Source organism: Rhodoferax sp., from assembly GCF_011391645.1.
Lineage (GTDB): Bacteria > Pseudomonadota > Gammaproteobacteria > Burkholderiales > Burkholderiaceae_C > Rhodoferax.
The window spans coordinates 1-25,930 of record NZ_JAABQC010000030.1 but is presented as its reverse complement, the minus strand read 5'-3'; the positions used below and the strand labels follow the sequence as shown (position 1 = coordinate 25,930).

The following is a 25,930-nucleotide window of genomic DNA, read 5'->3' as shown; positions in this document are numbered from 1 at the left end:
GCAGGCGCGGGTGCGGTCAGCGCCTGCGGGATGACCAAAGGGACTTCATCCAGGGCAGTGCCCACGGATGGAGGGTTCGACGCCGGCAGCTCTGGCGCAGGCACAGTGTTCGCGCCGGTTTGCGCCGCAGGCAGCGCGGCTCCGGACGCATCATCTGCAGCCTGTTTCTCGGGCCAATTGAGGATCACCAGCACCGCCAGCACCATCAGTGCGACGCCCAGGCCCAGCGGGCTGGCCAATCTGCTCTTGAGTTGCTGAAGCCCTCCAAACCGTTGCGTCTGCAAAGGTGTGTTCAGACTTTCCTGATCTGTCCTGATCGGCGTGGCTTCAAACTTCGGCAAGGCGGTCAGCACAGCGACCGCGTCGATTTTGAGCGCCCGGCACACGCTGGCCGCCAGGGCGCGGGTGAAAACCATGTCGCGCAAATCCTCAAAGCGATCAGCTTCCAGGGCTTCGAGCTTGCGCACCGGGACTTTAAGCATGACGGCCAAAGCACCAATATGCAGCCCCTGCGACTCGCGTGCGGCTTTCAATATTGCGCCAGCTGAATCCCTGTGAGACATCAGTTCAGCCTCCGGCGGCGTTTGCCCGGTCAAAACGCTGTCACTCATCAAAAGCACCCCGACGGTAGGATGCTACTTCCCTGGACTGCGGAAAGCGCTTTTCGAGCTGATTGGCCAGTTGCAGCATCGCCACCCGATCCGCCATCTGCTTTTCAACCTTGATACCCAGCCAAAGCGACTCCGCGTTGGACCAATCGCTGTTGTTGAGACGCCGGATATAAAACTGCGCCCTTGCAAACTCACCATTTTGAAACAGCAGGTTGGCCAGGTTGTAGCCGGTAACGGGATTGCCTGGATCAAACTCATAAGACTTGAGCAGGCTCTGTTCTGCTTCACGGCGTTGGCCCGCCCTGATCTGGCAGACCCCTTGGGTCATGTATGTTTTGGCGCGTTCACCATAAGAGGGAACCGACAACGCCGCGGCAAAATCAGCCATCGCCTCTGGATAACGGGCTTGCTGACACCGCAACCAGCCAAGATTGTGCAGAATATTCGGGTCACGGGGACGCAGTGAGAGCGCCTTGAGGAAGCTGTCCTGCGCCAATGCAAATTCATTGAGGCGCATGTAGATCAGACCGCGCAAACTGTAAGCATCGGCAAAATTGGGGTCGGCAACCAGCGCCAGTTTGACCTCGTCAAGCGCAATGCTCGTCTTGCCCTGCTCCAGGTAGCCCATCGCCAACTCCAGCCGGATCCGGGCTCTTTTTCGTGCGCTGGACTCGTCGGATTCGGTCACCAGGTCAGCACGACCATCAGCGGCTGAACCCGTGGAACTGGCACAGCCTGTCAAAACAGTGGTGCTGGCCGCCGCCATCACCAGGCACAGCAACCAGCAGGCGCGCTGGGCGTTGAAAACCATGCGGCTCATGCAGAACCTCCTGTTGCGTGTTTGGCCAAAGGGGCGGCGGAAGGTGAGCGCAGATTTCTGTTGCGCTCCATTCGCACCATCACCCTGGTTCGGTCCTTGACATCACCCGCCAACTGGCCACAGGCCGCGTCAATGTCGTCGCCACGGGTTTTGCGAACGGTGGTGATGATGCCCGCCTCGTTCAGGATTCTGGCAAATGCCTGCACACGATCGGGCTTGGAGCGCAACAGGCCAGAGGCGGGAAAGGGGTTGAACGGTATCAAATTGAACTTGCACCAGGCGCCCGGATGGGCCCGAACCCGTTCCACCAATTGACGAGCGCAGGCATCGGTGTCGTTGACGCCATCAAGCATGCAGTACTCGAAAGTCACAAAATCACGCGGCGCGTGGGGCAGGTAACGATGCACGGCTGCCACCAATTGGGCCAGCGGATATTTCAGATTCAATGGCACCAGTTGGTCGCGCAAGGCATCGTTGGGGGCATGCAGCGACACCGCAAGAGCCACCGGACAGTCTTGCGCCAATCGGTCGATCATGGGAACAATACCCGACGTTGACACCGTGACCCTGCGCCTTGAAAGGCCGTAGCCGTGGTCGTCGAGCATCACTTTCAGGGCCGGCAGCAACTCAGCGTAATTCTGCAGCGGCTCGCCCATGCCCATCATGACCACGTTCGAGATCACACGCTCCTCACGCTGCAGGTATTTGCGCAAAAAATGCTCGGCAAACCAAAGCTGCGCAATGATCTCGCCTGTTTTCAGGTTTCGGCTGAAGCCCTGGTGCCCGGTAGAGCAAAAACGGCAGCCAACGGCGCACCCCGCCTGGGACGACAAACACAGGGTGCCACGGTCCTCTTCAGGAATGAAAACTGTTTCAATGGCATTGCCATCGCCCACATCAAACAGCCACTTGATGGTGCCGTCCGCAGAGATGTGCTGCGAAACAACGTCAAGGGGTTTGATCTGGGCGCTGGTTTTGAGTTTTTCACGCAGCGACTTGGCGAGGTCGGTCATTTCATCGAACTGACGCGCCCCTTTCTGGTGAATCCAGCGAAACAGTTGGACGGCGCGAAAGCGCCTTTCACCCAACCGCTCGCAAAAGACGGCCAAGCCCTCAAGATCGAGATCAAGCAGGTTAACCGTCATGCTGTCATTAACGCGTGTAAATGTTCATGCCGGGGAAGAAAAACGCCATTTCCACGGCGGCTGTTTCCGCAGCGTCGGAGCCGTGCACCGCATTGGCATCGATGCTGTCTGCAAAATCAGCGCGAATGGTGCCTGCATCGGCCTTCTTGGGGTCGGTGGCGCCCATGAGTTCGCGGTTTTTCAACACGGCGTTTTCACCTTCGAGCACCTGGATCATGACCGGGCCGGAAATCATGAAATCAACCAAGTCCTTGAAAAACGGGCGGGCTTTGTGGACGGCATAAAAAGCCTCGGCCTCGCCGCGCGACAGATGGGCCATTCTGGCTGCCACAATTTTCAGGCCGGCAGCCTCGAAACGGGCGTAAATTTGTCCAATCACGTTTTTGGCGACGGCATCGGGTTTGATGATGGAAAGAGTGCGTTCGATAGTCATTTGGTTTCCTTGTAAATGTGGATTTTGACGCGTTTGTCAAAGCCCTAGATGTTAACCTGATCTGTCCGGCGTTCCCTGGCTGTTGGCCGGGCTGACCCGCCGGTTCAGCGGTTTTTGCCGATGCGTCTGGCACCCGACGAGCCCGATCCGGCGCCTCGCTTGCTGCCCAGTTCCTGCCGTTGCCGGTTATAACTGTCGGCGCCGATATAGCCAAAATTGGTTTTAAGCGGATCGGGTTGCGCATTGCCATTTGCATTGGGCTTGTTGTCGCGGCCCTGCGGTGTTCGTGCCGCGGGACGGCGACCGCGCAAAGGCGGTCGCGGCAACCGCTCACGGATCACGCCATCGCCGCTTGGCGCAAGCGGCGCATCGCCCGGTGCCAACGCTGCAGAATTCCTGGCTTTTTGCGTCAGCGAGTTGATGTCCGCGGCGTCCAGTTCCATCCAGGCACCGCGCTTGAGCCCCCTTGGCAACACCATGGCGCCGTAGCGGATCCGGATCAAACGGCTCACGGCATGGCCAACGGCTTCAAACATGCGCCGCACTTCCCGGTTCCGCCCTTCGGAAATGGTGACCCGGTACCAGCAGTTGGCACCTTCGCCGCCGCCGTCCTCGATCGAACCAAAGTTCGCCAACCCATCATCGAGCTTGACGCCCTCAAGCAAACGTTGCTTTTCCTCCTGATTCAAGGCGCCCAGCACCCGCACCGCGTACTCGCGCTCCAGGCCAAAACGCGGATGCATCAGATTGTTGGCCAGCTCGCCGGAACTGGTGAACAGCAGCAAGCCTTCGGTGTTCAGATCCAGCCGGCCAACAGACTGCCACTTTCCCTGAAACAGCTTGGGCAATTTGCGGAACACGGTGGGACGGTTTTGCGGATCGTCGTTGGACACCACTTCGCCCGCCGGCTTGTGATACGCAATGACCCGGGCCGGAGGCGGTTCAATCCTGAAACGGATCGGCTTGCCGTTGACCTTGACATGGTCCCCGAACTGAACCCTTTGCCCGATGTGCGCAGGCTCGTTGTTGACCGTGATGCGCCCTTCCATGATCAACTGCTCCATCTCCAGCCGGGACCCCATGCCGGACTGGGCCAGCACTTTATGCAGCTTGGGCGACTCCGGCTGGGGGGCCAGAACTCTTTTGGGTGGGTTGATGACCTGGTTGTCCTCAGCATCAAACTGACCCGAGACCACATCCTCGAACCGGATGGCCGTGGACTCCTGGCGTCCCGCTTCTTCATGCTTCATCTTGCGTCCTTTGACTCGAAATTTGAAATACCCACCGCTGCAGGCTCTGCATAAACATCCTCGTTCCAGTTCAATTCTGGCGTCGCGGGCATGACCTGAGCCAACCCCTCCAAGGCGGAACCGGTTGCATCCAGCAAGGGCAGTTGGTCCAGCGAGGCCAAACCCAGATCATCCAGAAAATGGCGCGTGGTGGCAAAAAGCGCCGGACGCCCGACCGTATCACGATGGCCGATGACCTCAATCCAGCCCCGCTCCTCCAGTTGCTTGATCGTCAGCGAATTCACGGTGACGCCGCGAATGTCTTCAATATCGCCCCGCGTCACAGGCTGGCGGTAAGCAATGATGGCCAGGGTCTCCAGCGTGGCACGGGCATAGCGGGGCGGTTTTTCTGGATACAGGCGGTCCAGATAGACCCGCATTTCGGCACAACTCTGAAAGCGCCAGCCGCTGGCCAGAGGCACCAGTTCAATCCCGCGCTGCGACCAGTCTTGCTGCAATTCGCTTAACAAATGATGAATCTCGGCCACAGGGTGCTCCTGCCCCAGAAGCAACTGCATGTCGTCAACGGACATGGGCTGTTGGGCGCAAATCAAGGCTGCCTCAAGAATGCGTTTGGCATCCAGCATTTTCATGGTGTCACGATGTTGAAGAGGGATGTCGCAAAAGACATCAAAAACAAAGAATGAAGGGGGCGTGGCAAGCCGGGCGAGTATTCGGCGACGCTCTCGTTGCCCAGTCGAACAACGATTTAAATCGGTTCGCGATTGTACTTGAGCCCCAGGGAGGCGAGGGCCTGGGAAAAATCAGTGGGCGGGGCCGCGAAAAATGACAGCGGTTGTTGGGTGACCGGGTGCTCAAAAGCAAGGCGATCGGCATGCAGCGCCTGCCTTGAGATGCCAAGCGCCATCGAGCCGCCATAAAGCACGTCACCCGCCAGCGGATGCCGCAGCCTTGCCAGGTGCACCCTGATCTGATGGGTTCTGCCGGTGTGCAGGGTACAGCGCACCAGACACGCCTGTGCAGCGTTGGAAAGCAGTTCAAAGTCGGTTCTGGCGGCCTTGCCCGGATGAAGTGCCAAATCCACGGCGGCCATGCGCAGCCGGTTACCGGGATCCCGGCCAATCGCCGCGTCCACCTCGCACCGGTGCGCACCGGTCCAGGCTGCCTGTCCAATGGCGAGGTACTGACGTTTGACCTCGCGCGCGGCGATGGCCCGAACCAGCGCATCCATCACGCCACGGGTGCGTGCCACGACCATCAAGCCGCTGGTGTCCTTGTCAAGGCGATGAACAATGCCGGCTCGCGGCAAATCGAAGGCTTTGGGGTCGTAAGCCAGCAGCCCGTTCATCAATGTGCCCGACCAATTGCCAGGGGCTGGATGAACGACCAGACCGGCGGGTTTGTTGATCACCAGCAGATGCGCGTCCACATAAACCACATCGAGCGCCATGGGCTCTGCCTTGAACGCCTGGCTTTGAGGGGTTGGCCGCAGTTCAATCACTCCCGAGTCGGAAACCCTGACCTTGTGCGAGGCCTTGACAACAATCTGGCCGTTCACCTGCACCGCGCCCAATTCGATCAATTGCTGCAAATAATTGCGCGAAAACTCTGGCACCACGGCGGCCAGGGCCCGGTCGAGTCGCATACCATGGTGTTCGGCAGCAAATTCCAGCGGCCGTTCCTCAACTTGCGGCCCAAGCTGAAAGCCGCCCTCGATCTCGTCCTGAAGCGGGGTGCCCGATATAATTTGATCTGTTTTTTTCAAGAAAGCCTTTCGCCATGTCTCATGCCAAATTATCTGTCGTCTGCGCCTGGCTGTTGGCAGGAAGCGTTTTGTTGTTGGGCGCTTGCTCCACCACCAAGGTCGATGAGACTGCAGAGTGGAGCCCCAACAAAATTTATGCGGAGGCCAAGGACGAACTCAACAACGGCTCTTATGAAAGCGCGATTTCTCTGCTGGACAAGCTCGAGGGGCGTGCTGCGGGCACACCACTGGCACAGCAGGCCCAGCTTGACAAGGCTTACGCCCAATACAAGAACGGCGAGCCGGTGTTGGCGATCGCCACACTGGATCGCTTCATCAAATTGCACCCCTCCAGCCCGGCGCTTGATTACGCGCTGTACCTCAAGGGGATCGTCAATTTCAATGACGACCTGGGTCTGTTTTCCGGCTTGACACGTCAGGACCTGTCCGAGCGCGATCAAAAGGCCTCCAAGGACTCTTTCGAGTCTTTCAAGGAATTGATCACCCGTTTCCCTGAGTCACGTTACTCCGCCGAGGCGAGGCAGCGCATGGACTACATCGTCAATTCGTTGGCCCAATCGGAGGTGCATGTGGCGCGCTATTACTACGAGCGTGGCGCTTACCTGGCAGCAATCAACCGGGCCCAAAACGCCCTCGTCAATTTCCAGGGTGTTCCCGCCCTTGAGGAAGCCCTGTACATCATGTTCAAGTCCTACGACGCCCTGGGCATGACCGCGTTGCGTGATGACATCCAGCGGGTGCTTGAAAAGAATTTCCCGCAATCGACTTATCTGGCGCAAGGCTTCAAACCCAAGAATGACGCATGGTGGAAGATTTGGTAAGCGCATGAAATCCCCATCCTATCGGCTCACCGCTTCGACCGGCATTCACAAAGGTGATCGCGACTACCAGCAAGATCAGGTAATCTTGCTCAGCCACCCCAGAGCCAAGGGTTGCTTGTTGGCCGTCCTGGCCGACGGTATGGGCGGGCGCAGTGGCGGGCGCAAGGCATCTGACCAGGTCATGATGACAGCGCGGCAACTGTTTGAACGTTATGACCCGACCACAGACGACCCCCAGGAGACCCTGAAGCAGTTGATCACGGAGGCGCATACCGTCATCAAACTGATCGCCATTTCAGCCGAAGAGGAACCGCACAGCACCGTTGCTGCATTCTTGCTGAACCCGCAGGGCGACTGCCACTGGATTCATTCTGGCGATTCCCGCATCTACCATTTTCGGGAAAATCAACTGGTCAAGCGAACGCTTGACCACTCCTACGTTCAAATGCTGGTGGATTACGGCGAAATCACCGAAGAGCAAGCCAGAAAACACCCCAAATCCAATGTTTTGATGGGCTGTCTGGGCTCAACCACAAACCTGACCTCAAGCACTCATCAGATTCCGCAGATGTGTGCGGGCGACACCCTGATGTCCTGCAGTGACGGCCTTTGGCACTATTTCACCGAAGAAGAACTGGGAAATGTCATGGCCGCGCTGAAACCCAGGGAAGCGACTGAGTTCCTGATTGAAAAAGCCAGGGCCAGGGCCCATGGCGGCGGCGACAACCTGTCACTGGTGATTGTCAAATTCGAAGCTTTGGAAAGTTGATCTGACCGGGGCGGCCAGCCTCAACGCGCAGCGGCAGCGGCAGCGGCAGAAGAGTTTTCCTGTTGGCGAGCGACATCGCCAAGCGTTTTTTGCTCGATTCGCCTCAACGCTTCGGCCGCCTTGTACTGCCGGTCAAGGTCATTCAACATCACTTCCTGGCGCCGGAGTTCATCCAGCACGACGCGTTTTTTTGCGCGGGCAGCCCGCAGACAATCCGTCACTGCAAATCTTTGGTAGCACGCCGCTTGAGCCTTCTGGTCGAGGGCCTCATATTCAAGTCTTGACGTCTGGATCCGCAATCGCTCTTGTTGTCCTTGTGAAAAGGCAACGTTGGGCGTCTCGGGTTCTGCCCGGGCCGAGGCGGCCAGGGCCACCACCGCGACCTGACAGGCAAGGCCAAAAATCGCAGGTGGTTTCATGTCAGGCCGGTATCCACATCACGGCGGCCCATGGCCACAAACTCCGCCGACTGCATCTCCTGAATGCGTGAAATGGTGCGAACAAACTCGCCGCTCATCAACCCCTCGGTGTAGAGTTCAGCGGCAGGAACAGCGGCCGACATGATCAGCTTGACCCGCCGGTCATAGAGCACGTCGATGAGCCAGGTAAAGCGCCGAGCCTCTGAAGACATCCGAGGCGGCATCTGCGGCACCTCGCTGAGCAGCACCGTATGAAACTGGCTGGCAATTTCAAGGTAGTCGTTTTGCGACCGTGGGCCGCCACAGAGCGTTTTGAAGTCAAACCAGACCAGGCCGCCCGCCTTGCGCCGCGCATAAATTTTGCGGGCCTCAATTTGCAGCACTGGATCTTCATCCTGCGATTCAGCCAGACGCTCAAAGGCGTCAAGCATGGCGGCCTCGGCCGCATCACCCAAGGGCGTGTGGTAAAGCTCCAACTGTGCCATGGTCTGGCCGCGGTAGTCGGTCCCGTTGTCGACATTGATGACATTGAGCCTGGCATTGAGCAGTGCGATGGCCGGCAAAATACGGTCACGATGCAAGCCATTGGGGTACAAATCGTCAGGCTTGAAATTGGAGGTGGTGACAAAGCCCACGCCCTGCTCAAAAAGGGCCGTCAGCAAGCGGTCCAGAATCATCGCATCGGTGACATCCGACACATGAAACTCATCGAAACAGATCAGGCGAAACTTTTGCGCCATGCGCTTGGCCAGCAGCTTGAGCGGATTCACCGTTCCCTGCATGGATGCCAGTTCGCGGTGCACCTCGCGCATGAATTCATGAAAATGCAGCCGTGTTTTACGCTTCAGCGGGACCGCATTGTAAAAACAATCCATCAAAAAACTTTTGCCACGCCCTACCCCGCCATACATGTAAACACCGCGTGGGATGGGCGGACGGTTGATCAGTTTCTTGAGCGCATTGGAGCGCAACTCACGAAAGCGCGACCATTCGCGCGCGCAAGTTTCAAGCGCCTGGACCGCACGCAGCTGCGCCGGGTCAGCGCTGTAGCCGCGTGCAGCGAGTTCGGCTTGGTAGATTTTTTTAACCGTCACTGCACTGTCAATCGCAATAAGGAAAGAATGCGGGTGAGTTCTTGTTAAAAAGTGTCACCCGCCCGCCTTGCAGCCATCAGAAGTTAAGCGTACGCTTGTCGACCGCCAGTGCCGCTTCCTTGGTTGACTCGCTCAGCGACGGGTGCGCGTGACAAACCCGGGCGATGTCTTCGCTGCTGGCCCGGAACTCCATTGCCAACACACATTCGGCGATCAATTCGCTGGCCATGGGCCCGACGATATGCACCCCCAAAATCTCGTCCGTGGTGGCATCAGCCAGCATCTTGACCATGCCAGTGGTGTCGCCCAACGCGCGCGCGCGGCCATTGGCGAGGAACGGGAAAGTGCCCGCCTTGTAAGCCACGCCGTCGGCCTTGAGCTGCTGCTCATTGCGGCCGACCCAGGCGATCTCGGGGCTGGTGTAAATCACCCACGGAATGGTGTTGAAGTTGACGTGGCCATGCTGGCCGGCAATGCGTTCGGCCACCGCCACGCCCTCTTCCTCGGCCTTGTGCGCCAGCATCGGGCCGCGCACCACGTCGCCCACCGCCCAGACGCCGGGCAGATTGGTTTTGCAGTCTGCGTCAACCAAAATCGCACCGCGCTCGTCGAGCTTCAAACCAACCGCTTCGGCATTCAAACCGATGGTGTTGGGCACGCGGCCGATCGACACAATCAACTTGTCGACGTCAAGCGTCTGGGCTTCGCCCTTGGCATTGGTCCAGGCCACGCTGACGCCTTTTTTGCCGACCTTGATGTCGCCAACCTTGACGCCCAGTTCGATCTTGAGGCCTTGCTTGACAAAAGCCTTGTGCGCCTCCTTGGCGATCTGCTGGTCAACCGCGCCCAAAAAGTCTGGCAAACCTTCCAGAATGGTCACTTCGGAACCCAAACGGCGCCAGACCGAGCCCATTTCCAGGCCGATCACACCGGAGCCAATCAAGCCCATCTTTTTTGGAACGGCGGTCAGAGCCAGCGCACCTTCGTTCGACAACACCATGGTTTCATCAAACGGCGCACCCGGCAAGGCGCGCGCGTTGGAACCTGTGGCCACAATGATCTGCTGCCCGACCAGCGTTTCTTCAGCGGCACCCGCCACCTTGATCTCATAGGCACCATCGACCGCCTTCACAAACGAGGCACGGCCGTGGAAAAAACTGACCTTGTTCTTCTTGAACAGGTACAGGATGCCGTCGTTGTTTTGCTTGACCACCGCATCCTTGCGCGCCACCATCTTGCCTGCATCCATGCTCAAACCCTTGACCGTGATGCCATGGTCGGCAAAGTGGTGGCTGGCCTGCTCAAAATGCTCGCTCGATTGCAATAACGCCTTGCTGGGAATACAACCCACGTTGGTGCAGGTGCCACCCGGTGCCGGACCGCCCGTGGCGTTTTTCCACTCGTCCACACAGGCCACGTTTTTGCCCAACTGGGCGGCACGAATGGCGGCAATGTAGCCACCAGGGCCGCCACCAATCACGATCACATCAAATTGCTTGCTCATTTTTTACTTTCTAACGGAAAAGACTAACTGCCACTCCGATTGATGAAACGACCCCAACCGCGGCTAGCGGCGTGCGTTGGGTGTCTGACGCAGCGAAATAAAGGAGGAGGCTTGGGGCTGCGCCCCAAGCCGGGGGACATTCGCGGAGTCGGATACCCAACACACGCTGCGGGTTAGATCGAACTGATTGACAAAGTTGAATTGGTTTTTCAGATGTCAAACAACAGACGCGCCGGATCTTCCAGCGCTTCCTTCATGGCCACCAGCCCCAGCACGGCTTCGCGGCCGTCGATGATGCGGTGGTCGTAGCTCATGGCAAAGTAGTTCATGGGGCGCACCACCACCTGGCCGTTTTCCACCATGGCGCGGTCTTTGGTGGCGTGCACGCCCAGAATCGCGCTTTGAGGCGGGTTGATGATGGGCGTGGACATCATGGAACCAAAGGTGCCACCGTTGCTGATCGAGAACGTGCCGCCGGTCATCTCTTCCATGCCGAGCTTGCCGTCACGCGCCTTGGTACCGAATTCGGCAATTTTCTTCTCGATGTCGGCAAAACTCATCTGGTCGGCGTTGCGCAAAATCGGCACCACCAGGCCACGCGGCGAACCCACCGCAATACCCACGTCAAAAAAACCGTGGTAAACAATGTCAGTGCCGTCCACAGAAGCATTGAGCACCGGGAATTTCTTGAGTGCATGCACCGCCGCCTTGACAAAGAAGCTCATGAAACCGAGCTTGACGCCATGCTCTTTCTCGAAGCGCTCCTGCATGCGCTTGCGCATGTCCATCACCGGCGCCATGTTGATCTCGTTGAACGTGGTCAGGATGGCGTTGGTTGATTGCGATTGCAGCAAACGCTCGGCAACCCGGGCGCGCAAGCGGCTCATGGGCACGCGCTGCTCCGGGCGGCCCTCGAGTGACGCCGCCAGGCTGCTGGCGGGTGCGGCCACCTGGGGTAGCAAGGGTGCGCCCGCTTTGGCTGCCGGCATGACCGGCGCCGCGGTGGCCTTGGGTGCGGCGACGGCGCTCAGCACATCGCCCTTGGTCACGCGGCCATCCTTGCCGGTGCCAGCCACAGAACCGGCAGCCAGTTGGTTGTCAGCCATTAGCTTGGCAGCCGCAGGCATGGCCACACCCGCCATGGAGGTGCTGGCAGGAACTGCCGCCGTCGCAGCAACTGGCGCCGCAGCAGCCGCCATAGCCGCCACCACAGGGGCCACGGGTGCCGTGCCGCCAGCCACGCCTTCGGTGTCGATGCGGGCGATCAGTTGATCAGCGGCGACGGTGCTGCCGTCCGCCTCAATGATCTCGACAATGACGCCGGCCGAGGGGGCGGGCACTTCCAGCACCACCTTGTCGGTTTCAACATCGATCAGGATTTCGTCCACAGCGACGGCGTCGCCAACTTTTTTCTTCCACTGCAACAAGGTGGCTTCAGCCACGGATTCGGACAGTTGCGGGACTTTGACTTCTACGATTGCCATAACAATTCTTTCAAAAATGATCTTGGGGGTCCTGGTGCCAGGCACGGTGCCCGGCCAGGACGGTTGTGCGTGGGGTTCAGCCTTACTTGGTCAGGATAAAACCTTTGAGCTTGCCAAAAGCGCCCTCGACCAGCGCCTTTTGCTGCTCCTGGTGCAGGTGCGAATAACCCACTGCGGGCGATGCAGAAGCAGCCCGGCCGGAGTAACCCAGCTTTTGTCCCTCAAGCATGTTTTCATGAATGTAGTGCTGCACAAAGAACCAGGCACCCTGGTTTTGTGGCTCGTCCTGAGCCCAGACCACCTCGGTGGCGTTCGGGTACTTCTTGAGCTCGGTGGCGAAGGCCTTGTGCGGAAACGGGTAAAGCTGCTCCAGGCGCATGATCGCAACATCGTCCAAAGCCTTTTCTTCGCGCTTCTTGGACAGGTCGTAATAGACCTTGCCAGAGCAAACCACCACGCGTTTTACCTTCTCGCCCTTGAGCGGCTTCTGGTCAGGAATGATGGTCTGGAAGCAGCCTTTGGTGAACTCGGACAGTGGCGAAGCCGCGTCCTTGTGACGCAGCAGCGACTTGGGCGTAAAAATAACCAGCGGCTTGCGCAGATTGCGCACCATCTGGCGGCGCAGCACATGAAAGATCTGGCTGGCCGTGGTCGGCTGCACCAGTTGCATGTTGGTATCCGCTGCCAGTTGCATGAAGCGCTCAACACGGGCAGAAGAATGCTCCGGGCCCTGACCTTCATAGCCGTGCGGCAACATCAGGGTAATGCCATTGACGCGGCCCCACTTCACTTCACCCGACGCAATGAACTGGTCGATCACCACCTGGGCACCGTTGGCAAAGTCGCCAAACTGGGCTTCCCAGATGACCAGCGTGTTGGGGTCGTTGGAGGCGTAACCATACTCAAAGCCCAGCACGGCCTCTTCCGACAGGATGGAGTCGATGACGACAAACGGGGCCTGGTTCTCGGCGACATTCTGCAGCGGCACGTAGGTGCCCTCGTCCCACTTTTCACGCTTTTGGTCGTGAATGACCGCATGGCGGTGGGTAAAGGTGCCGCGACCGCAGTCTTCACCGCTCAAGCGCACCGGGTAGCCGCTGGCCACCAGCGACGCAAATGCCATGTGCTCGCCCATGCCCCAATCTACCGGAATATCACCGCGACCCATGGCGGCACGGTCGTCGTACACCTTTTTCACCAGCGGGTGGGCGGTCAGGGTGGCCGGCAAGGTGGTGATCTTTTCTGCCAGGCGTTTCCACTCGCTCATGGGAATCGCAGTGTCGCCCGCGTCGGTCCATTTCTTGCCCAGAAAAGGTGTCCAATCCACCGCGTACTTGCTCTTGAAGTTGGTCAACACCGGGTCCACCGTGTGCTTGCCCGAATCCATGGCCGCACGGAAGGCCTTGAACATGTCATCACCCAGCGTGGCGCCCAGGCCCTGGGCGGCCAGTTTGTCGGCATACAGCTTGCGGGTGCCCGGATGCTGGGCGATCTTTTTGTACATCAGCGGCTGCGTCAGCGCTGGCGTGTCTTGCTCGTTGTGACCGAGTTTGCGGAAACAGATGATGTCGAGCACCACATCCTTGCGAAACATCATGCGGTATTCCAGCGCCCACTGCATCGCCATCACGACGGCTTCAGGATCATCACCATTGACGTGCATCACCGGTGCCTCGACGCCCTTGACGATGTCGGTGCAATACAGCGTGGAGCGGTAGTCGCGCGGGTCGGATGTGGTGAAACCAATCTGGTTGTTGATGATCAGGTGCACCGTGCCGGCAGTCGTGTAACCGCGGGTCTGCGCCAGCGCCAGCGTTTCCTGGTTGACACCCTGGCCGGCAAAGGCCGCGTCGCCATGCACCAGCACCGGCAACACCTGGCGACCCGTGGGGTCGGCACGCCGGTCCATGCGGGCGCGCACCGAGCCTTCCACCACCGGGTTGACAATTTCAAGGTGCGAAGGATTGAACGCCAGGCTCAGGTGCACCGGGCCACCGGGGGTGGTCACATCCGAGCTGAAGCCTTGGTGGTACTTGACGTCGCCGGCAGGCAGGTCTTCGGGTGCGGTGTGGTCAAACTCGGCAAACAAGTCGGCGGGCATTTTGCCCAGCGTGTTCACCAGCACATTCAGCCGACCCCGGTGGGCCATACCGATCACGATTTCCTGCACGCCCAGACTGCCGGCCTGCTGGATCAGCTGGTCCATGGCGGCGATAAAGCTCTCGCCACCTTCCAGAGAAAAGCGCTTCTGGCCCACATACTTGGTGTGCAGGAAACGCTCCAGGCCTTCAGCGGCTGTCAGCCGATCAAGAATGTGTTTTTTCTGTTCTACGGTGAAACTGGGCTTGCTGCGCACGCTTTCCAGTTTTTGTTGCCACCAACGCTTTTGCGTCTGGTCGGTCAGGTACTGGTATTCAGCGCCCACCGACCCACAATAGGTCTCTCGCAGCGCATTGACCAGCTCGCGCAGGGGCATCTTGTCTTTGCCAAAAAACGTGTTGCTGGTGTCGAACACGGTTTCCTGGTCGGCATCGGTAAAGCCGTAAAAGGCTGGATCAAGGTCGGGAATGTCCGGGCGCTCGGTGCGCTTCAATGGGTCAAGATCGGCCCAGCTGGCGCCCACATTGCGGTAAGCGGCAATGAGCTGTTGCGCTGCGGTGCGCTTGCGGCCCATCTCAGCGTCGACGCTGGCGACCACCACTTTGGTGCCGCCGGCCTTGGCGCGCTGCGCGAAGGCGTCAATCACAGGCTGGTGCGCGACGTCTTTGGCGTTGCTGCCATCTACCGCTGGAACGTTTTGCAGGGAGTCAAAATAATCACGCCATGTCTCTGGCACGCTGCCTGGATTGGCCAGGTAGTTTTCGTACATCTCTTCGACGTACGGGGCGTTGCCACCAAAAAGGTAGGTGTTCGCCTGGTAGGCTTGATAAACCGTATTGGTCTCACTCATATTTCGCTGACTTTCATTTCCCTTGGGGAAACTTTAGCTGGTTAAAGCTGATGGTTGATTAACCTCCCGCGTCACGGCTTAACCGTTTGGCGGATGCGACTGTGGCGTTGGAAGGGCCGAAAGCAATTAAGAATTGTGCCACCGAAAGGCAGCACATTCCTTACAAACGAAGGCTGATGTTGAATCAGGCACGCTGTCAAGCGCTCATCAGATCCTTGATCTGCTGCAACGCCGCCGGGTCGTCCATCGTGGTCAGGTCACCTGGGTCACGCCCCTCGCACACGGCGGTAATGGCACGGCGCAGGCACTTGCCGCTGCGTGTCTTTGGCAACACCGTGACAAAACGCACACGGGCGGGCCTGGCCACGGCACCCAGGTCACGGTCGACCAGCTTGAAGATTTCAGCCTCAAGCTTGGCTGCGCTGGCTTCATCAGTCACCAGGCTGGAATCCTTGACAACGGCAAACGCCATCGCCACCTGGCCCTTGAGCTGGTCTGCCACACCCACCACCGCCACTTCGGCAACATTCGGATGCGCAGCAATGCTTTCTTCAATTTCGCGGGTACCCAAACGATGCCCAGCCACGTTGATCACGTCGTCGGTGCGGCCCAGAATGAAGTAGTAGCCGTCGGCATCGCGCACGCCCCAGTCAAAGGTGCTGTACACCAGCTTGCCGGGCACACTCTTCCAGTAGGTGTTGACAAAGCGCTCATCATCACGCCAGACCGTCTGCATGCAGCCGGGTGGCAACGGCCCTTCAACTGCCACCACGCCTTTTTGGTTCGGACCAATCAATTCTTCGCCGGTCTGGTCGTCGAGCAGCTTGACGTCGTAGCCATAAACCGCCTTGCCCGGCGAGCCAAACTTGCTGACGGCTTTTTCAACGCCATTGCACAGCGACAAAATCGGCCAGCCGGTTTCGGTTTGCCAGTAGTTGTCAATGATCGGCTTGCCCAGGCCGGCGCTGATCCACTGCGCGGTGGGCTCGTCCAGCGGCTCACCCGCCAGAAACAACGCGCGCAGGCTCGACAAATCGTATTTGGAAAGCAGGGCCGGGTCTTGCTTCTTGAGCACACGCACGGCTGTGGGCGCGCTGAACATCACCGTCACCTTGTATTTCTCCACCAGGCTCCACCAGACGCCGCCGTCCGGGCGCGTCGGCAAGCCTTCGTACATGATGGTGGCCATGCCCGAAATCAGCGGGCCATAAATGATGTAGCTATGACCCACCACCCAACCAATGTCGCTGGTGGAAAAATAGGTTTCGCCGGGATTGCCGTCGTAGATGTGTTTCATGCTGGCGGCCAGCGCCACGCAGTAGCCGCCGGTGTCGCGCTGCACGCCCTTGGGCTTGCCGGTGGTGCCGCTGGTGTAGAGGGTGTAGCTCGGGTGTGTCGCGTCAACCCATTCGCACTCAACCACCGTACTGAGGTTTTTCTCGCGCAGTGGTCCCCACAGCTTGTCACGACCGGCGACCAGATCCATCGCCACCAGGCCCCGGTCCACCAGCAACACGGCCTCAGGTTTGTATTTGGACAGCTTGATCGCCTCGTCAAGCAACGGCTTGTAGGCCACCGCCTTGCCGCCGCGCGAACCCGCGTCGGCACTGATGATGACGCGGGGCTCGGCGTCTTCGATGCGCGACGCCAGCGAGCCGGAAGCAAAGCCACCAAACACCACCGAATGAATCGCGCCAATTCGCACACAGGCCAGCATGGCAAAGGCCGCTTCGGCAATCATGGGCATGTAGATCAAGACCCGGTCGCCCTTGCCCACGCCGAGTTCCTTCAACACGGCCGCCATGCGCTGGACTTCGGCGTGCAGCTCGCGAAAGGTGTAGACCTTTTCCTGGTTGGTCTCGGTCGAAACAAAAATCAGCGCAGCCTGATCGGCACGGTCTTTCAGGTGACGATCCACCGCGTTGTGGCACAGGTTGGTGACCCCGCCCACAAACCACTTGGCAAACGGCGGGTTGCTGTAGTCGCAGATCTGGCTGGGCTGAACCTTCCAGTCCACCAGCTGGGCCTGCTCACCCCAGAAACCGTCGCGGTCCAAGAGAGATCGTTGGTGAAAGTCGGCGTATGAGGTCATGGGCTGTCTCCTGTGGTTATTAAAAACTGAATTCATAATTATGAACCCTGAGCTTGCATGACCCTGACTTCATCGAGGCGGATTTCCTCGAAATTTGGTGAACATGCCGCTAAAGTTTCAAAATTCAGGGCATCATTCAATCAAAAAATCTTAAAGCTTATTTCCTGCCCAGGAATGCCAACACCCCCTGCCCGGCACAAAACCCACTGGCCAGGCAAGCCGTCAATAAGTAACCGCCAGTAGGCGCTTCCCAGTCGAGCATTTCGCCGGCGCAAAACACACCCGGCAAGGACTCCAGCATCAATTGCTCGGTCATGGCTTCAAACAGCACGCCGCCAGCACTGCTGATGGCTTCATCAATCGGCCGAGCTGCCTTCAAGGCAATGGGCAATGACTTGATCGCTTGGGCCAGCTGGATTGGGTCGTTAAATTGTTCTTTGCTCAACAGCTCATGCAGAATGGCCGCCTTGATGCCGTCAATATGCAAACGGCTCTTGAGATGACTTGACAGCGAGCGTGAGCCACGCGGGTGCTGCACCTCGGCCAGGACCCGCTCCAAAGGCATGGCGGGCAGCAAGTCGAGATGAAATGTGGCGGTGCCCTTCGCCAGTATTTCATCACGCAACAAACTGGACGCTGCATAAATCAAACTGCCTTCAACCCCGGTGGCAGTGGCCACAAATTCCCCGCGGCGGGCAAACTGCTGGCCTTGTGCGCTGGTGAACTCAATCGCCACCGATTTGAAGGGATGGCCCGCGAATCGGTTGGCAAAGTGCTCGCTCCAGCCGTTTTGCACATCGAAGCCGCAATTGGACGGCAGCAAGGGGTCCACGGCCACACCCTTCGCCTGCAGCCAAGGAACCCAGGCACCGGTGGAGCCCAGGCGCACCCAACTGCCGCCGCCCAAGGCCAGCACCACGGCTTCGGCCCGCACCTGGATGGGCCCTTGCGGCGTGGCAAAGTCAAGCCAGGTATTGGATTCAACGGGTCCATGATCAATGTCTGGCGCCACCGGGTGGTGCCATCCCGTCCAGCGATGACGCATGAAGAACTCCACGGGTGGTCCGTCTTTGGGATGACGCAAACGCGCCAACCAGGCCCGCAGTAGCGGCGCGGCCTTCATGTCGGCGGGAAACACCCGCCCCGAACTGCCGACAAACGTCTCAATGCCCAATGAGGCCGCCCAGGCGCGCACCTGGCTGGCATCAAATGACTTGAACAGGGATTCAATATGCTGGCGACGCTGCCCGTACCGAGAGGCAAACAAGTCAGCTGGTTCCGAATGTGTCAAATTCAGCCCACCCTTGCCAGCCAGCAAAAATTTGCGGCCGATGCTGGGCATGGCGTCGAACACCTGAACCGCCACACCTGCCCGGGACAAAACCTCGGCTGCCATCAACCCGGCCGGGCCGGCACCTATCACCACTACTTTTTGCATCATGCTTAACTGAATTTATGAAAATTTGACTTTGTTCAGCCGCGATCGGCAACTGAACCGCTTGGCCCTCATCACCAAAAGCCCCTCGGGTGGGTGAACTGCGCATGGTGCACTGTTTTGGTTTCTGTCACAATTTCGCCACTGTATTCTTTTTAAAACTCTATTTTTAGGAAAAAACCATGGCCAGTGAACTGATCAAACATGTGTCAGACGCATCGTTCGAAGGCGACGTGCTGCAATCGAGCGTTCCCGTGCTGGTGGATTATTGGGCCGAATGGTGCGGTCCCTGCAAAATGATCGCCCCAATTCTGGACGAAGTATCGGCGGCATACGAAGGCAAATTGCAGATCGCCAAAATGAATGTGGATGAAAACCGCGACATCCCGGCCAAATTTGGCATTCGTGGCATTCCAACCCTGATGATATTCAAAAGCGGTCAATTGGCGGCCACCAAAGTGGGGGCGATGAGCAAGGCGCAACTCACTGCTTTTATTGACCAGCAATTGGCATAAGCCGGTATCTTTGCAGATGCGATGCATCTGCCAGGGCCCGGCCACCCTCGCCGGGCTTTTTTTCCTGTCATAATTCAACGCACTCGCTCTCCCCCATCAAGGGTCAGCTCGAGCTAGAGGCGCAAAGCCACTGCGACTTGAACCATCACAAGTCCACAGCGCCGAATCAACCCCTTCACGGCAGATTCCACACCACCACCGAGCCACTCCATGCATTTAAATGAACTCAAGGCACTGCACGTGTCAGAAGTCCTCAAGCAAGCCGAAGATCTTGAGATTGAAAACACCGGCCGCATGCGCAAACAAGAGTTGATGTTTGCGATCATCAAAAAACGTGCCCGTGCCGGTGAGCAGATTTTTGCGGATGGTGTGCTCGAAATCCTGCCCGATGGCTTTGGTTTTTTGCGCAGCCCGGACACCAGTTACACCGCCAGCACCGACGACATTTACATCAGCCCCAGCCAGGTGCGACGTTTCAATCTGCACACCGGTGACATGATCGAAGGCGAGGTGCGCACCCCGAAAGACGGCGAGCGTTACTTTGCCCTGAACAAGCTGGAAAAAGTCAACGGTGGCGGCCCGGAAGAAAACAAACACAAGGTGATGTTTGAAAACCTGACGCCGCTGTTTCCCAATGTGCAAATGCGGCTGGAGCGCGACACCAAGAGCGAGGAGAACATCACCGGGCGCATCATTGACATCATTGCGCCCATCGGCAAGGGCCAGCGCGCCCTGCTGGTGGCACCGCCCAAGAGCGGCAAAACGGTGATGATGCAGCACATCGCGCACGCCATTGCCGCCAATTACCCCGACATTTACATGATGGTGTTGCTGGTCGATGAGCGCCCCGAAGAAGTGACCGAAATGCAGCGCACCGTCAAGGGCGAGGTGATTGCGTCCACGTTTGACGAACCCGCCGCGCGCCACGTGCACGTGGCAGAGATGGTGATCGAGCGCGCCAAACGCCTGGTCGAGCTGAAAAAAGACGTGGTGATCCTGCTCGACTCCATCACGCGCCTGGCGCGCGCCTACAACAACGTGGTGCCATCTTCCGGCAAGGTGCTGACCGGTGGCGTCGACTCCAATGCGCTGCAACGCCCGAAGCGCTTTTTGGGTGCAGCGCGCAATGTCGAAGAAGGCGGCTCACTGACCATCATCGCCACAGCCCTGGTGGACACCGGCAGTCGCATGGACGAGGTGATTTTTGAAGAATTCAAGGGCACTGGCAACAGCGAGATCCACCTGGACCGCCGCTTGTACGAAAAACGCGTGTTTCCGTCCATCCAGCTTAACCGCAGCGGCACGCGACGCGAAGAGTTGCTGCTGGCCCCCGACATTCTGCAAAAAACGCGCATCCTGCGCCAGTTCCTTTACAACATGGACGAAATCGAATCCATGGAGATGGTACTCAAGCAAATGCGCGCCACCAAGACCAACAGCGAGTTTTTCGACATGATGCGCCGCGGCGGCTAGGCACTCCGGCTGATCTATAATCTGCGGCTTTAGCGAAAAGTACGGGCAGCTTTGAATTGCACAATGGGTTGTGCAAGGGCTGACGCGGCTACCGCATCTGATGGAGAAATCATGAAAGCAGGCATTCACCCAAATTACCGCGAAGTATGTTTCCTGGACTCGTCCAACGGTTTCAAATTCGTGACCCGCTCTTGCGCCAATGCCAAAGAGATGATCAAAATGGAAGACGGCCGTGACTTGCCACTCTTCAAGCTGGACACCTCCAGCGAATCGCACCCCTTCTACACCGGCACGCAAAAGTCAGTGGACAACATGGGTGGACGCGTCGAACGCTTCCGCAACCGCTTCGGCAAAACTGCCGCCAAGTAAGTCCGCAGAGGCGCATTGCCAAAGGCAGCCGGGTCACGCCGAGCTGCCTTTTTCTTTGGCCTGATCAAAGCGCTCAGCAAGCATCCATTCCCGTGATCCAACCCACTCCTGCCATCGTCGCCCAGGTTGCCGTCAAGCGCTTGCCTCGTCTGGCGCTGGTGCTGTTTTGCCTGGCGTATGTGTTGCCAGGCTTCATCGGGCGTGTGCCCTGGAAGTATGACGACCTGAGCACCTTCGGCTATATGGCAGAGTTGGCGCGTGGCGCCAGCGACTGGTGGCACCCCACACTGGGTGGCTTGAGTCTGGAGGTGAGCGCTTTGCTGCCCTATTGGCTGGGCGCCTGGGCCATTCAGTTGGCCCCCAACTGGTTGCCCCCGGATCTGGCTGCCCGCACGCCCTTCATGCTGCTGTTGGTGCTGGCGCTGATGGCAACCTGGTACGGCAGCTACTACCTGGCGCGCAGCCCAAAGGCCCAACCAGTCGCCTTTGCCTTTGGCGGCGAGGCGCACCCCACGGACTACGCGCGCGCGATCGCTGATGGCGCCTTGCTGGCGTTCATGGCCTGTCTGGGGCTGGCGCAGCTGGCCCATGAAACCACACCCGCGCTGACGCAATTGTGTTTTACGGCCCTGCTTTTTTACGCCACGGCGGCTTTGCCTCATCGCCCATGGGCCTCAGGAATCAGCGCTGCAGTGGCGTTGTCGGGGCTCACATTGTCAGGCGCCCCTGCCATGGCTTTGGCCTTGGGACTGGGCAGTGCACTTCTTTACCTGCTGGCGCCAGCGGCTGATTCAACTGCTGCGCCGCAGCAAAAACTCAGGGCGACAGGGCTTGTGGTGTTGTCAATTGCCTCTGCTGCGCTGGCCGCGCTGCTGGAATTGTGGCAGTGGCGCATTGCGCTACCCCATGCCAGCCTGGCTGAATGGCAAAGTCTGGGACGACTTTTTTTGTGGTTTACCTGGCCTGCATGGCCGCTGGCCATCTGGACTCTCTGGCGCTGGCGCCGGCAGCTCTTTGGCGCCGGCTTCTCAAGCCTGCACCTGTGGCTGCCCATCTGGTTTGTGGCAGTAGCCTGCGCGGCGACCTTGACCACCAGCGCGGCGCAGCGCTCGCTGCTGTTGGCCCTGCCCGCCCTGGCTGCCCTGGCTGCCTTTGCATTGCCCACGCTCAGTCGCAGCGTGAGCGCGTTGATTGACTGGTTTACCCTGATATTTTTCACCGGCTGCGCACTGATCATCTGGGTGGTGTGGATTTCCATGCAGACCGGCATCCCGGCAAAACCGGCAGCCAACGTGGCACGATTGGCGCCGGGATTCATCCACAGTTTTTCATGGACACCCTTTGCCGTGGCAGTTTGCGCGACCTTGCTATGGGTCTGGCTGGTCAAATGGCGTACCGGCCACCACCAGTCAGCCCTCTGGAAAAGTGTCGTCTTGCCGGCCGGCGGCGTTGCCCTGTGCTGGTTGCTGCTGCTGACCTTGTGCCTGCCCCTGCTGGACTTTGCCCGAAGCTATGCACCCATGGTCAAGATTGCCACGTCTGCCATGCCACAGTCGCCCGGCTGCGTCGCCACCCTGGGTTTGAGCCGGAGCCAGGTCGCGGCCTTTCAATTCCACAGCCAACTTGAGCTGCAAACCATGGACAACACCACTGCATGCCAATGGTTGATCGCCGACATCGCCACCGCAAGAATGCGCTCAGACATCTCCGAAGGATCTACCTGGCAATTGCGGCGCTCGATGGGGCATCCGGTGGAGCGAAAAGATTCTCTTTGGCTGTACGAACGTCAGCCACAGCCTGACTTGACACCACCCGCGACGCTGGAAAAGTCAAGGTAAAGACCGAGCCCTTGCCAAGGGTGCTCTCAATGGTCAGCGTGGCCCCATGACGTTGCGCGACATGTTTGACAATCGCCAGGCCCAAACCGGTGCCGCCGGTTTCCCGCGAACGGCTTCGGTCCACCCGGTAAAAGCGCTCTGTCAGGCGCCCCAAATGCTCGGCAGCAATGCCAGGGCCCGTGTCATGCACTGAAAAGACCAGGCAGCCGTCTGCACGTTGCCGAATCGTCACCGTAATTTGGCCTCCCGGGGGGGTATAGCGCACCGCATTGCTGATCAGGTTACCCATGGCACTGAGCAGTTCCCGGGCTGCTCCCGCCAGGTGCCCATCGAACGCACAGTCAAATACAAACTGGTGATCCGTATCACCCACCTCCCCCATCACTTGCGATAAAGCCCGGGCATCAGCCTCAAGCTGGCGCATCAGTACCGGCACCGCCGCCAAGGCCTCCAGCCCCGGCGGGGGACTGCCTTCAAGTCTTGAGAGCGTCAGCAAATCACTCACCAGGGTTTGCATGCGCTCGGCCTGCTGCGCCATGAGGGCGAGGTATTGATGGCGTTCAGATTCGTCCAGATTCAGCGTCTGCAAGGTCTCCACAAAACCCGCCAGCACCGTCAAGGGCGTGCGTATTTCATGCGACACATTGGCCACAAAATCGCGCCGCATGGCCTCTGCCTGATCCAGCGCAGTGATGTCACGCGACAGCAGCAATTTGCGCCCGTCACCATAGGGGTGAAGCTGCACCGACAGCGTGACGGGACGCGATGGTGTGCTGTCCCGGCCTGGCATGGTCATGCTGCTGCCGAAGTCGCCCTTTGCCAGATAAATGGCAAAGCCCGGATCGCGCACCAGATTGCCTATGGTCTGCATCAGGTCGCGCTGCAGATCCAGCCCAAAATGCAGCGCCGAGGTTTGGTTGCCCCATTCGATGCGCGCCTCACCATCAAGCAGCATCACGCCGTTAGGAGATGCCTGCATGGCAGATAAAAATTCCTGCAAACGCGACTGGCTGTCCACGGCCTGGCGCTCGCGCTCGCGCAACATGCGCCGCACCCGCATTGCGATGTCACCCCAAACACCAGATTTGGGACCCCCCTCGCTTGAAATATCAAGACGCAACCAGCTTAACAACTGTCCGGCGCGCACGTTGTCCAACAACAGCCAGACAGAAGCAGCCAACACCAAACTGATGGCCAGGGCATGGCTTTCAGGCCAAACCGAGGCAACCCAGGCACCCATGAGTCCGCCCAGCGACAAATAGCCCAAAAAAATAATGAATCGACCCAGCATGAGCCCGCCTGATTCAGACCTGTCCGGCCCGCACCGCCTGCGCCGTCAAGCGATAACCAACACCGCGCACAGTCTCGATCATCTGCCCGGCCTCACGCAGCGCCTCGCGCAGGCGCTTGACGTGCACATCCACCGTGCGTTCTTCAATGAACACATGGTCGCCCCACACCTTGTCTAGCAGTTGCGAGCGGCTGTGCACACGTTCAGCATGTGTCATCAAATAGTGCAACAGCTTGAATTCAGTTGGCCCCAATTTCAGTGAAGATTCCTGGAAAGTGACACGATAAGTGGCCGCATCCAGGCTCAAGTCGCCAACCGTCACCAAGCCGGCGTCGTGCTCCGGCGCGCGCCGCCTGAGCACCGCGCGAATGCGCGCCAGAAGTTCCTTGGTTGAAAAAGGTTTGGCAATGTAATCATCGGCCCCGGCATCCAGACCCGCCACACGATCCACCTCGTCACCACGCGCGGTGATCATGATGATGGGCACCGTCTTGGTGCGCGGGTGGGCTCGCCAGCGCTTGGCCAGGGTCAGCCCGCTTTCACCCGGCAACATCCAGTCCAGCAAAATGACATCTGGCAAGACACCGTCAAGCTCCGCCTGCGCAGTGTCACTGTCCATGGCCCAGATCGGCCGAAAGCCGCTGTGGCGGAGGTTGACCGATATCAGTTCAGCAATGGCAGGCTCATCCTCAACAATCAGCACTGCCGGAAGATGCCTCATTTCAACACCGACTCAATATGCTCCATGGGGATGTGGCGCACATCGGCCCCCTTGACGATGTAGATGATCAACTCGGCAATGTTCTTGGCATGGTCGCCAATGCGCTCAACGGACTTGGCCAAAAACAGCAGATCGAGGCTGGGTGAAATCATGCGCGGGTCTTCCATCATGTAAGTGATGAGTTTGCGCACAAAACCGTCAAATTCCTTGTCGATCAGGTCGTCTTCTTTCAGGATCGACAGCGCAGCCATGGTGTCGAGGCGGGCAAAGGCGTCAAGCGCTTTTCTCAACAGTGCCGACGCCATGTCGGCGGCAATGCGCAGCTCCATGGATGGCAGTGACCGCGGCGCACCGCTTTTAATGATGGAACCCACCATGCGGGCCACTTTCGCGGCCTCATCACCCGCCCGCTCCAAATTGGCGGTGGCCTTGGAAATGGCAATCAGCAGGCGCAAATCGCGCGCTGTTGGTTGGCGCCGGGCAATGATGCTGGAGAGCTCACGGTCAATTTCGACTTCCATGGCATTGACCCTGTTCTCGGTCTCCATGACCTGCTCAGCCACCTCAACGTTGAACTCTGACAGGGCATAAATGGCCTGGCGAATCTGCGACTCGACCAAACCACCCATTTCCATGACGCGCGTGGACACAGCTCCGAGTTCGCTGTCGAATTGGCTTGATAAATGTTTATCGCTCATGTCTTATCCTTGTTGTCATTGTTGCCTAACCAAAAAGTCTGGTAATTTAGTCTGTTGGCCCTTGAAGCGTGGGCTTCATGAAAATATTTCCGATTTGACTATGCTTGTCCAGTTCACCCAATCCATGCAGTTGACAAAATCGACTACTCCAGTCGGTTGTAGGTGGTTGTTTGTGGCGGCAAGAATAACAAAGCCGATTGCACTCATGTCACCCACGACAGCCAACACCCGCATATTGTCAACGTTCACTTGTGCCACTCCTGCAAAGAAAAAGCACCCAAAACGCGGACACAGCGGTGGCCAAAAATAAGCCTGATCAAACTACTTTTAATGAAAATCCTTGGTTTGAATGGAACCACTGGTGAACCAAATTTGAATCCACACCGGGTAATTTACGACCAAAATATGTCATCTTTGTGACAAATTGACCATT

22 protein-coding genes are annotated in these 25,930 nt (G+C 58.5%); 5 read left to right on the top strand and 17 right to left on the bottom strand.

Features of this window, described 5'->3' with window-relative positions; genetic code table 11:
• The 7 genes from GPS82_RS06020 to GPS82_RS05990 form a co-directional block, all read right to left on the bottom strand.
• On the bottom strand, window positions 1–533 hold a 533-nt coding region (locus tag GPS82_RS06020; protein WP_296492147.1), incomplete at its 3' end, for a helix-turn-helix domain-containing protein.
• A gap of 70 nt (window positions 534–603) precedes the next feature.
• Window positions 604–1,377, bottom strand: coding sequence for a type IV pilus biogenesis/stability protein PilW (pilW, locus tag GPS82_RS06015; RefSeq protein WP_296492153.1), 774 nt, complete (start codon window positions 1,375–1,377; stop codon window positions 604–606).
• Between the two features lie 50 nt (window positions 1,378–1,427).
• Entirely contained in the window at window positions 1,428–2,576 is a 1,149-nt protein-coding gene (gene rlmN / locus GPS82_RS06010; RefSeq protein WP_296492144.1) for a 23S rRNA (adenine(2503)-C(2))-methyltransferase RlmN, read from the bottom strand.
• Window positions 2,577–2,583: 7 nt separating this feature from the next.
• Window positions 2,584–3,009, bottom strand: a complete 426-nt coding sequence (gene ndk, locus GPS82_RS06005; protein WP_296492142.1) for a nucleoside-diphosphate kinase — start codon at window positions 3,007–3,009, stop codon at window positions 2,584–2,586.
• A 104-nt stretch (window positions 3,010–3,113) separates the two neighbouring features.
• Window positions 3,114–4,259 carry a pseudouridine synthase gene (locus GPS82_RS06000; protein WP_296492139.1) on the bottom strand — a complete coding sequence of 382 codons (1,146 nt, stop codon included), beginning with the start codon at window positions 4,257–4,259 and terminating at the stop codon, window positions 3,114–3,116.
• The gene (gene scpB / locus GPS82_RS05995; protein ID WP_296492136.1) at window positions 4,256–4,891 is read right to left on the bottom strand and encodes an SMC-Scp complex subunit ScpB; all 636 of its coding nucleotides are present in this window, start codon (window positions 4,889–4,891) and stop codon (window positions 4,256–4,258) included. Before scpB ends, GPS82_RS06000 begins: the two co-directional genes overlap by 4 nt.
• A 116-nt stretch (window positions 4,892–5,007) precedes the next feature.
• A complete protein-coding gene (locus GPS82_RS05990; RefSeq protein ID WP_296492150.1) occupies window positions 5,008–5,931 on the bottom strand; it encodes an RluA family pseudouridine synthase in 924 nt (307 codons plus the stop codon).
• Between the two features lie 107 nt (window positions 5,932–6,038).
• Between GPS82_RS05990 and GPS82_RS05985 the strand changes: the two genes are divergently transcribed.
• Both GPS82_RS05985 and GPS82_RS05980 read left to right on the top strand, forming a co-directional pair.
• Entirely contained in the window at window positions 6,039–6,845 is an 807-nt protein-coding gene (locus GPS82_RS05985) for an outer membrane protein assembly factor BamD (RefSeq protein WP_296492133.1), read from the top strand.
• A gap of 4 nt (window positions 6,846–6,849) precedes the next feature.
• Entirely contained in the window at window positions 6,850–7,614 is a 765-nt protein-coding gene (locus GPS82_RS05980) for a protein phosphatase 2C domain-containing protein (RefSeq protein ID WP_296492131.1), read from the top strand.
• Window positions 7,615–7,634: 20 nt separating this feature from the next.
• On the opposite strand, the gene GPS82_RS05975 is transcribed toward GPS82_RS05980, so the two are convergent.
• The 7 genes from GPS82_RS05975 to GPS82_RS05945 all read right to left on the bottom strand — a co-directional run bounded on the left by GPS82_RS05975 (window position 7,635) and on the right by GPS82_RS05945 (window position 18,598).
• On the bottom strand, window positions 7,635–8,033 hold the full coding sequence (locus tag GPS82_RS05975; protein ID WP_296492129.1) for a hypothetical protein: 399 nt from the start codon (window positions 8,031–8,033) through the stop codon (window positions 7,635–7,637).
• Window positions 8,030–9,127, bottom strand: a complete 1,098-nt coding sequence (gene zapE, locus GPS82_RS05970) for a cell division protein ZapE (protein ID WP_296492127.1) — start codon at window positions 9,125–9,127, stop codon at window positions 8,030–8,032. Before zapE ends, GPS82_RS05975 begins: the two co-directional genes overlap by 4 nt.
• A gap of 76 nt (window positions 9,128–9,203) precedes the next feature.
• The gene (lpdA, locus tag GPS82_RS05965) at window positions 9,204–10,631 is read right to left on the bottom strand and encodes a dihydrolipoyl dehydrogenase (RefSeq protein ID WP_296492124.1); all 1,428 of its coding nucleotides are present in this window, start codon (window positions 10,629–10,631) and stop codon (window positions 9,204–9,206) included.
• Window positions 10,632–10,840: 209 nt separating this feature from the next.
• Window positions 10,841–12,115, bottom strand: a complete 1,275-nt coding sequence (gene odhB, locus GPS82_RS05960; protein WP_296492122.1) for a 2-oxoglutarate dehydrogenase complex dihydrolipoyllysine-residue succinyltransferase — start codon at window positions 12,113–12,115, stop codon at window positions 10,841–10,843.
• An 82-nt stretch (window positions 12,116–12,197) separates the two neighbouring features.
• Complete coding sequence (locus GPS82_RS05955) at window positions 12,198–15,065, bottom strand: 2-oxoglutarate dehydrogenase E1 component (protein WP_296492121.1); 2,868 nt, start codon at window positions 15,063–15,065, stop codon at window positions 12,198–12,200.
• A gap of 196 nt (window positions 15,066–15,261) precedes the next feature.
• The gene (locus tag GPS82_RS05950; protein WP_296492118.1) at window positions 15,262–17,193 is read right to left on the bottom strand and encodes a propionate--CoA ligase; all 1,932 of its coding nucleotides are present in this window, start codon (window positions 17,191–17,193) and stop codon (window positions 15,262–15,264) included.
• 121 nt (window positions 17,194–17,314) lie between these two features.
• The gene (locus GPS82_RS05945; protein ID WP_296492114.1) at window positions 17,315–18,598 is read right to left on the bottom strand and encodes a TIGR03862 family flavoprotein; all 1,284 of its coding nucleotides are present in this window, start codon (window positions 18,596–18,598) and stop codon (window positions 17,315–17,317) included.
• A 176-nt stretch (window positions 18,599–18,774) separates the two neighbouring features.
• Here GPS82_RS05945 and trxA point away from each other — a divergent pair, with 176 nt between their 5' ends.
• The 3 genes from trxA to GPS82_RS05930 all read left to right on the top strand — a co-directional run bounded on the left by trxA (window position 18,775) and on the right by GPS82_RS05930 (window position 20,949).
• Complete coding sequence (gene trxA, locus GPS82_RS05940) at window positions 18,775–19,107, top strand: thioredoxin TrxA (protein ID WP_296492113.1); 333 nt, start codon at window positions 18,775–18,777, stop codon at window positions 19,105–19,107.
• Window positions 19,108–19,317: 210 nt separating this feature from the next.
• Window positions 19,318–20,580, top strand: coding sequence for a transcription termination factor Rho (gene rho, locus GPS82_RS05935; RefSeq protein ID WP_296492111.1), 1,263 nt, complete (start codon window positions 19,318–19,320; stop codon window positions 20,578–20,580).
• A gap of 111 nt (window positions 20,581–20,691) precedes the next feature.
• Window positions 20,692–20,949, top strand: a complete 258-nt coding sequence (locus GPS82_RS05930; protein ID WP_296492109.1) for a type B 50S ribosomal protein L31 — start codon at window positions 20,692–20,694, stop codon at window positions 20,947–20,949.
• A 1,716-nt stretch (window positions 20,950–22,665) separates the two neighbouring features.
• Here the strand turns inward: GPS82_RS05930 and phoR are convergent.
• Genes phoR through phoU form a run of 3 tightly spaced genes read right to left on the bottom strand, consistent with a single transcriptional unit; the run spans window position 22,666 to window position 25,497 of the window.
• Window positions 22,666–24,078: a phosphate regulon sensor histidine kinase PhoR gene (phoR, locus tag GPS82_RS05920; RefSeq protein WP_296492106.1), complete on the bottom strand. Its 1,413-nt coding sequence runs from the start codon at window positions 24,076–24,078 to the stop codon at window positions 22,666–22,668.
• Window positions 24,079–24,091: 13 nt separating this feature from the next.
• Window positions 24,092–24,799, bottom strand: coding sequence for a phosphate regulon transcriptional regulator PhoB (phoB, locus tag GPS82_RS05915; RefSeq protein ID WP_296492105.1), 708 nt, complete (start codon window positions 24,797–24,799; stop codon window positions 24,092–24,094).
• Entirely contained in the window at window positions 24,796–25,497 is a 702-nt protein-coding gene (gene phoU, locus GPS82_RS05910; RefSeq protein WP_296492102.1) for a phosphate signaling complex protein PhoU, read from the bottom strand. Before phoU ends, phoB begins: the two co-directional genes overlap by 4 nt.
• Window positions 25,498–25,930: the final 433 nt, after the last annotated feature.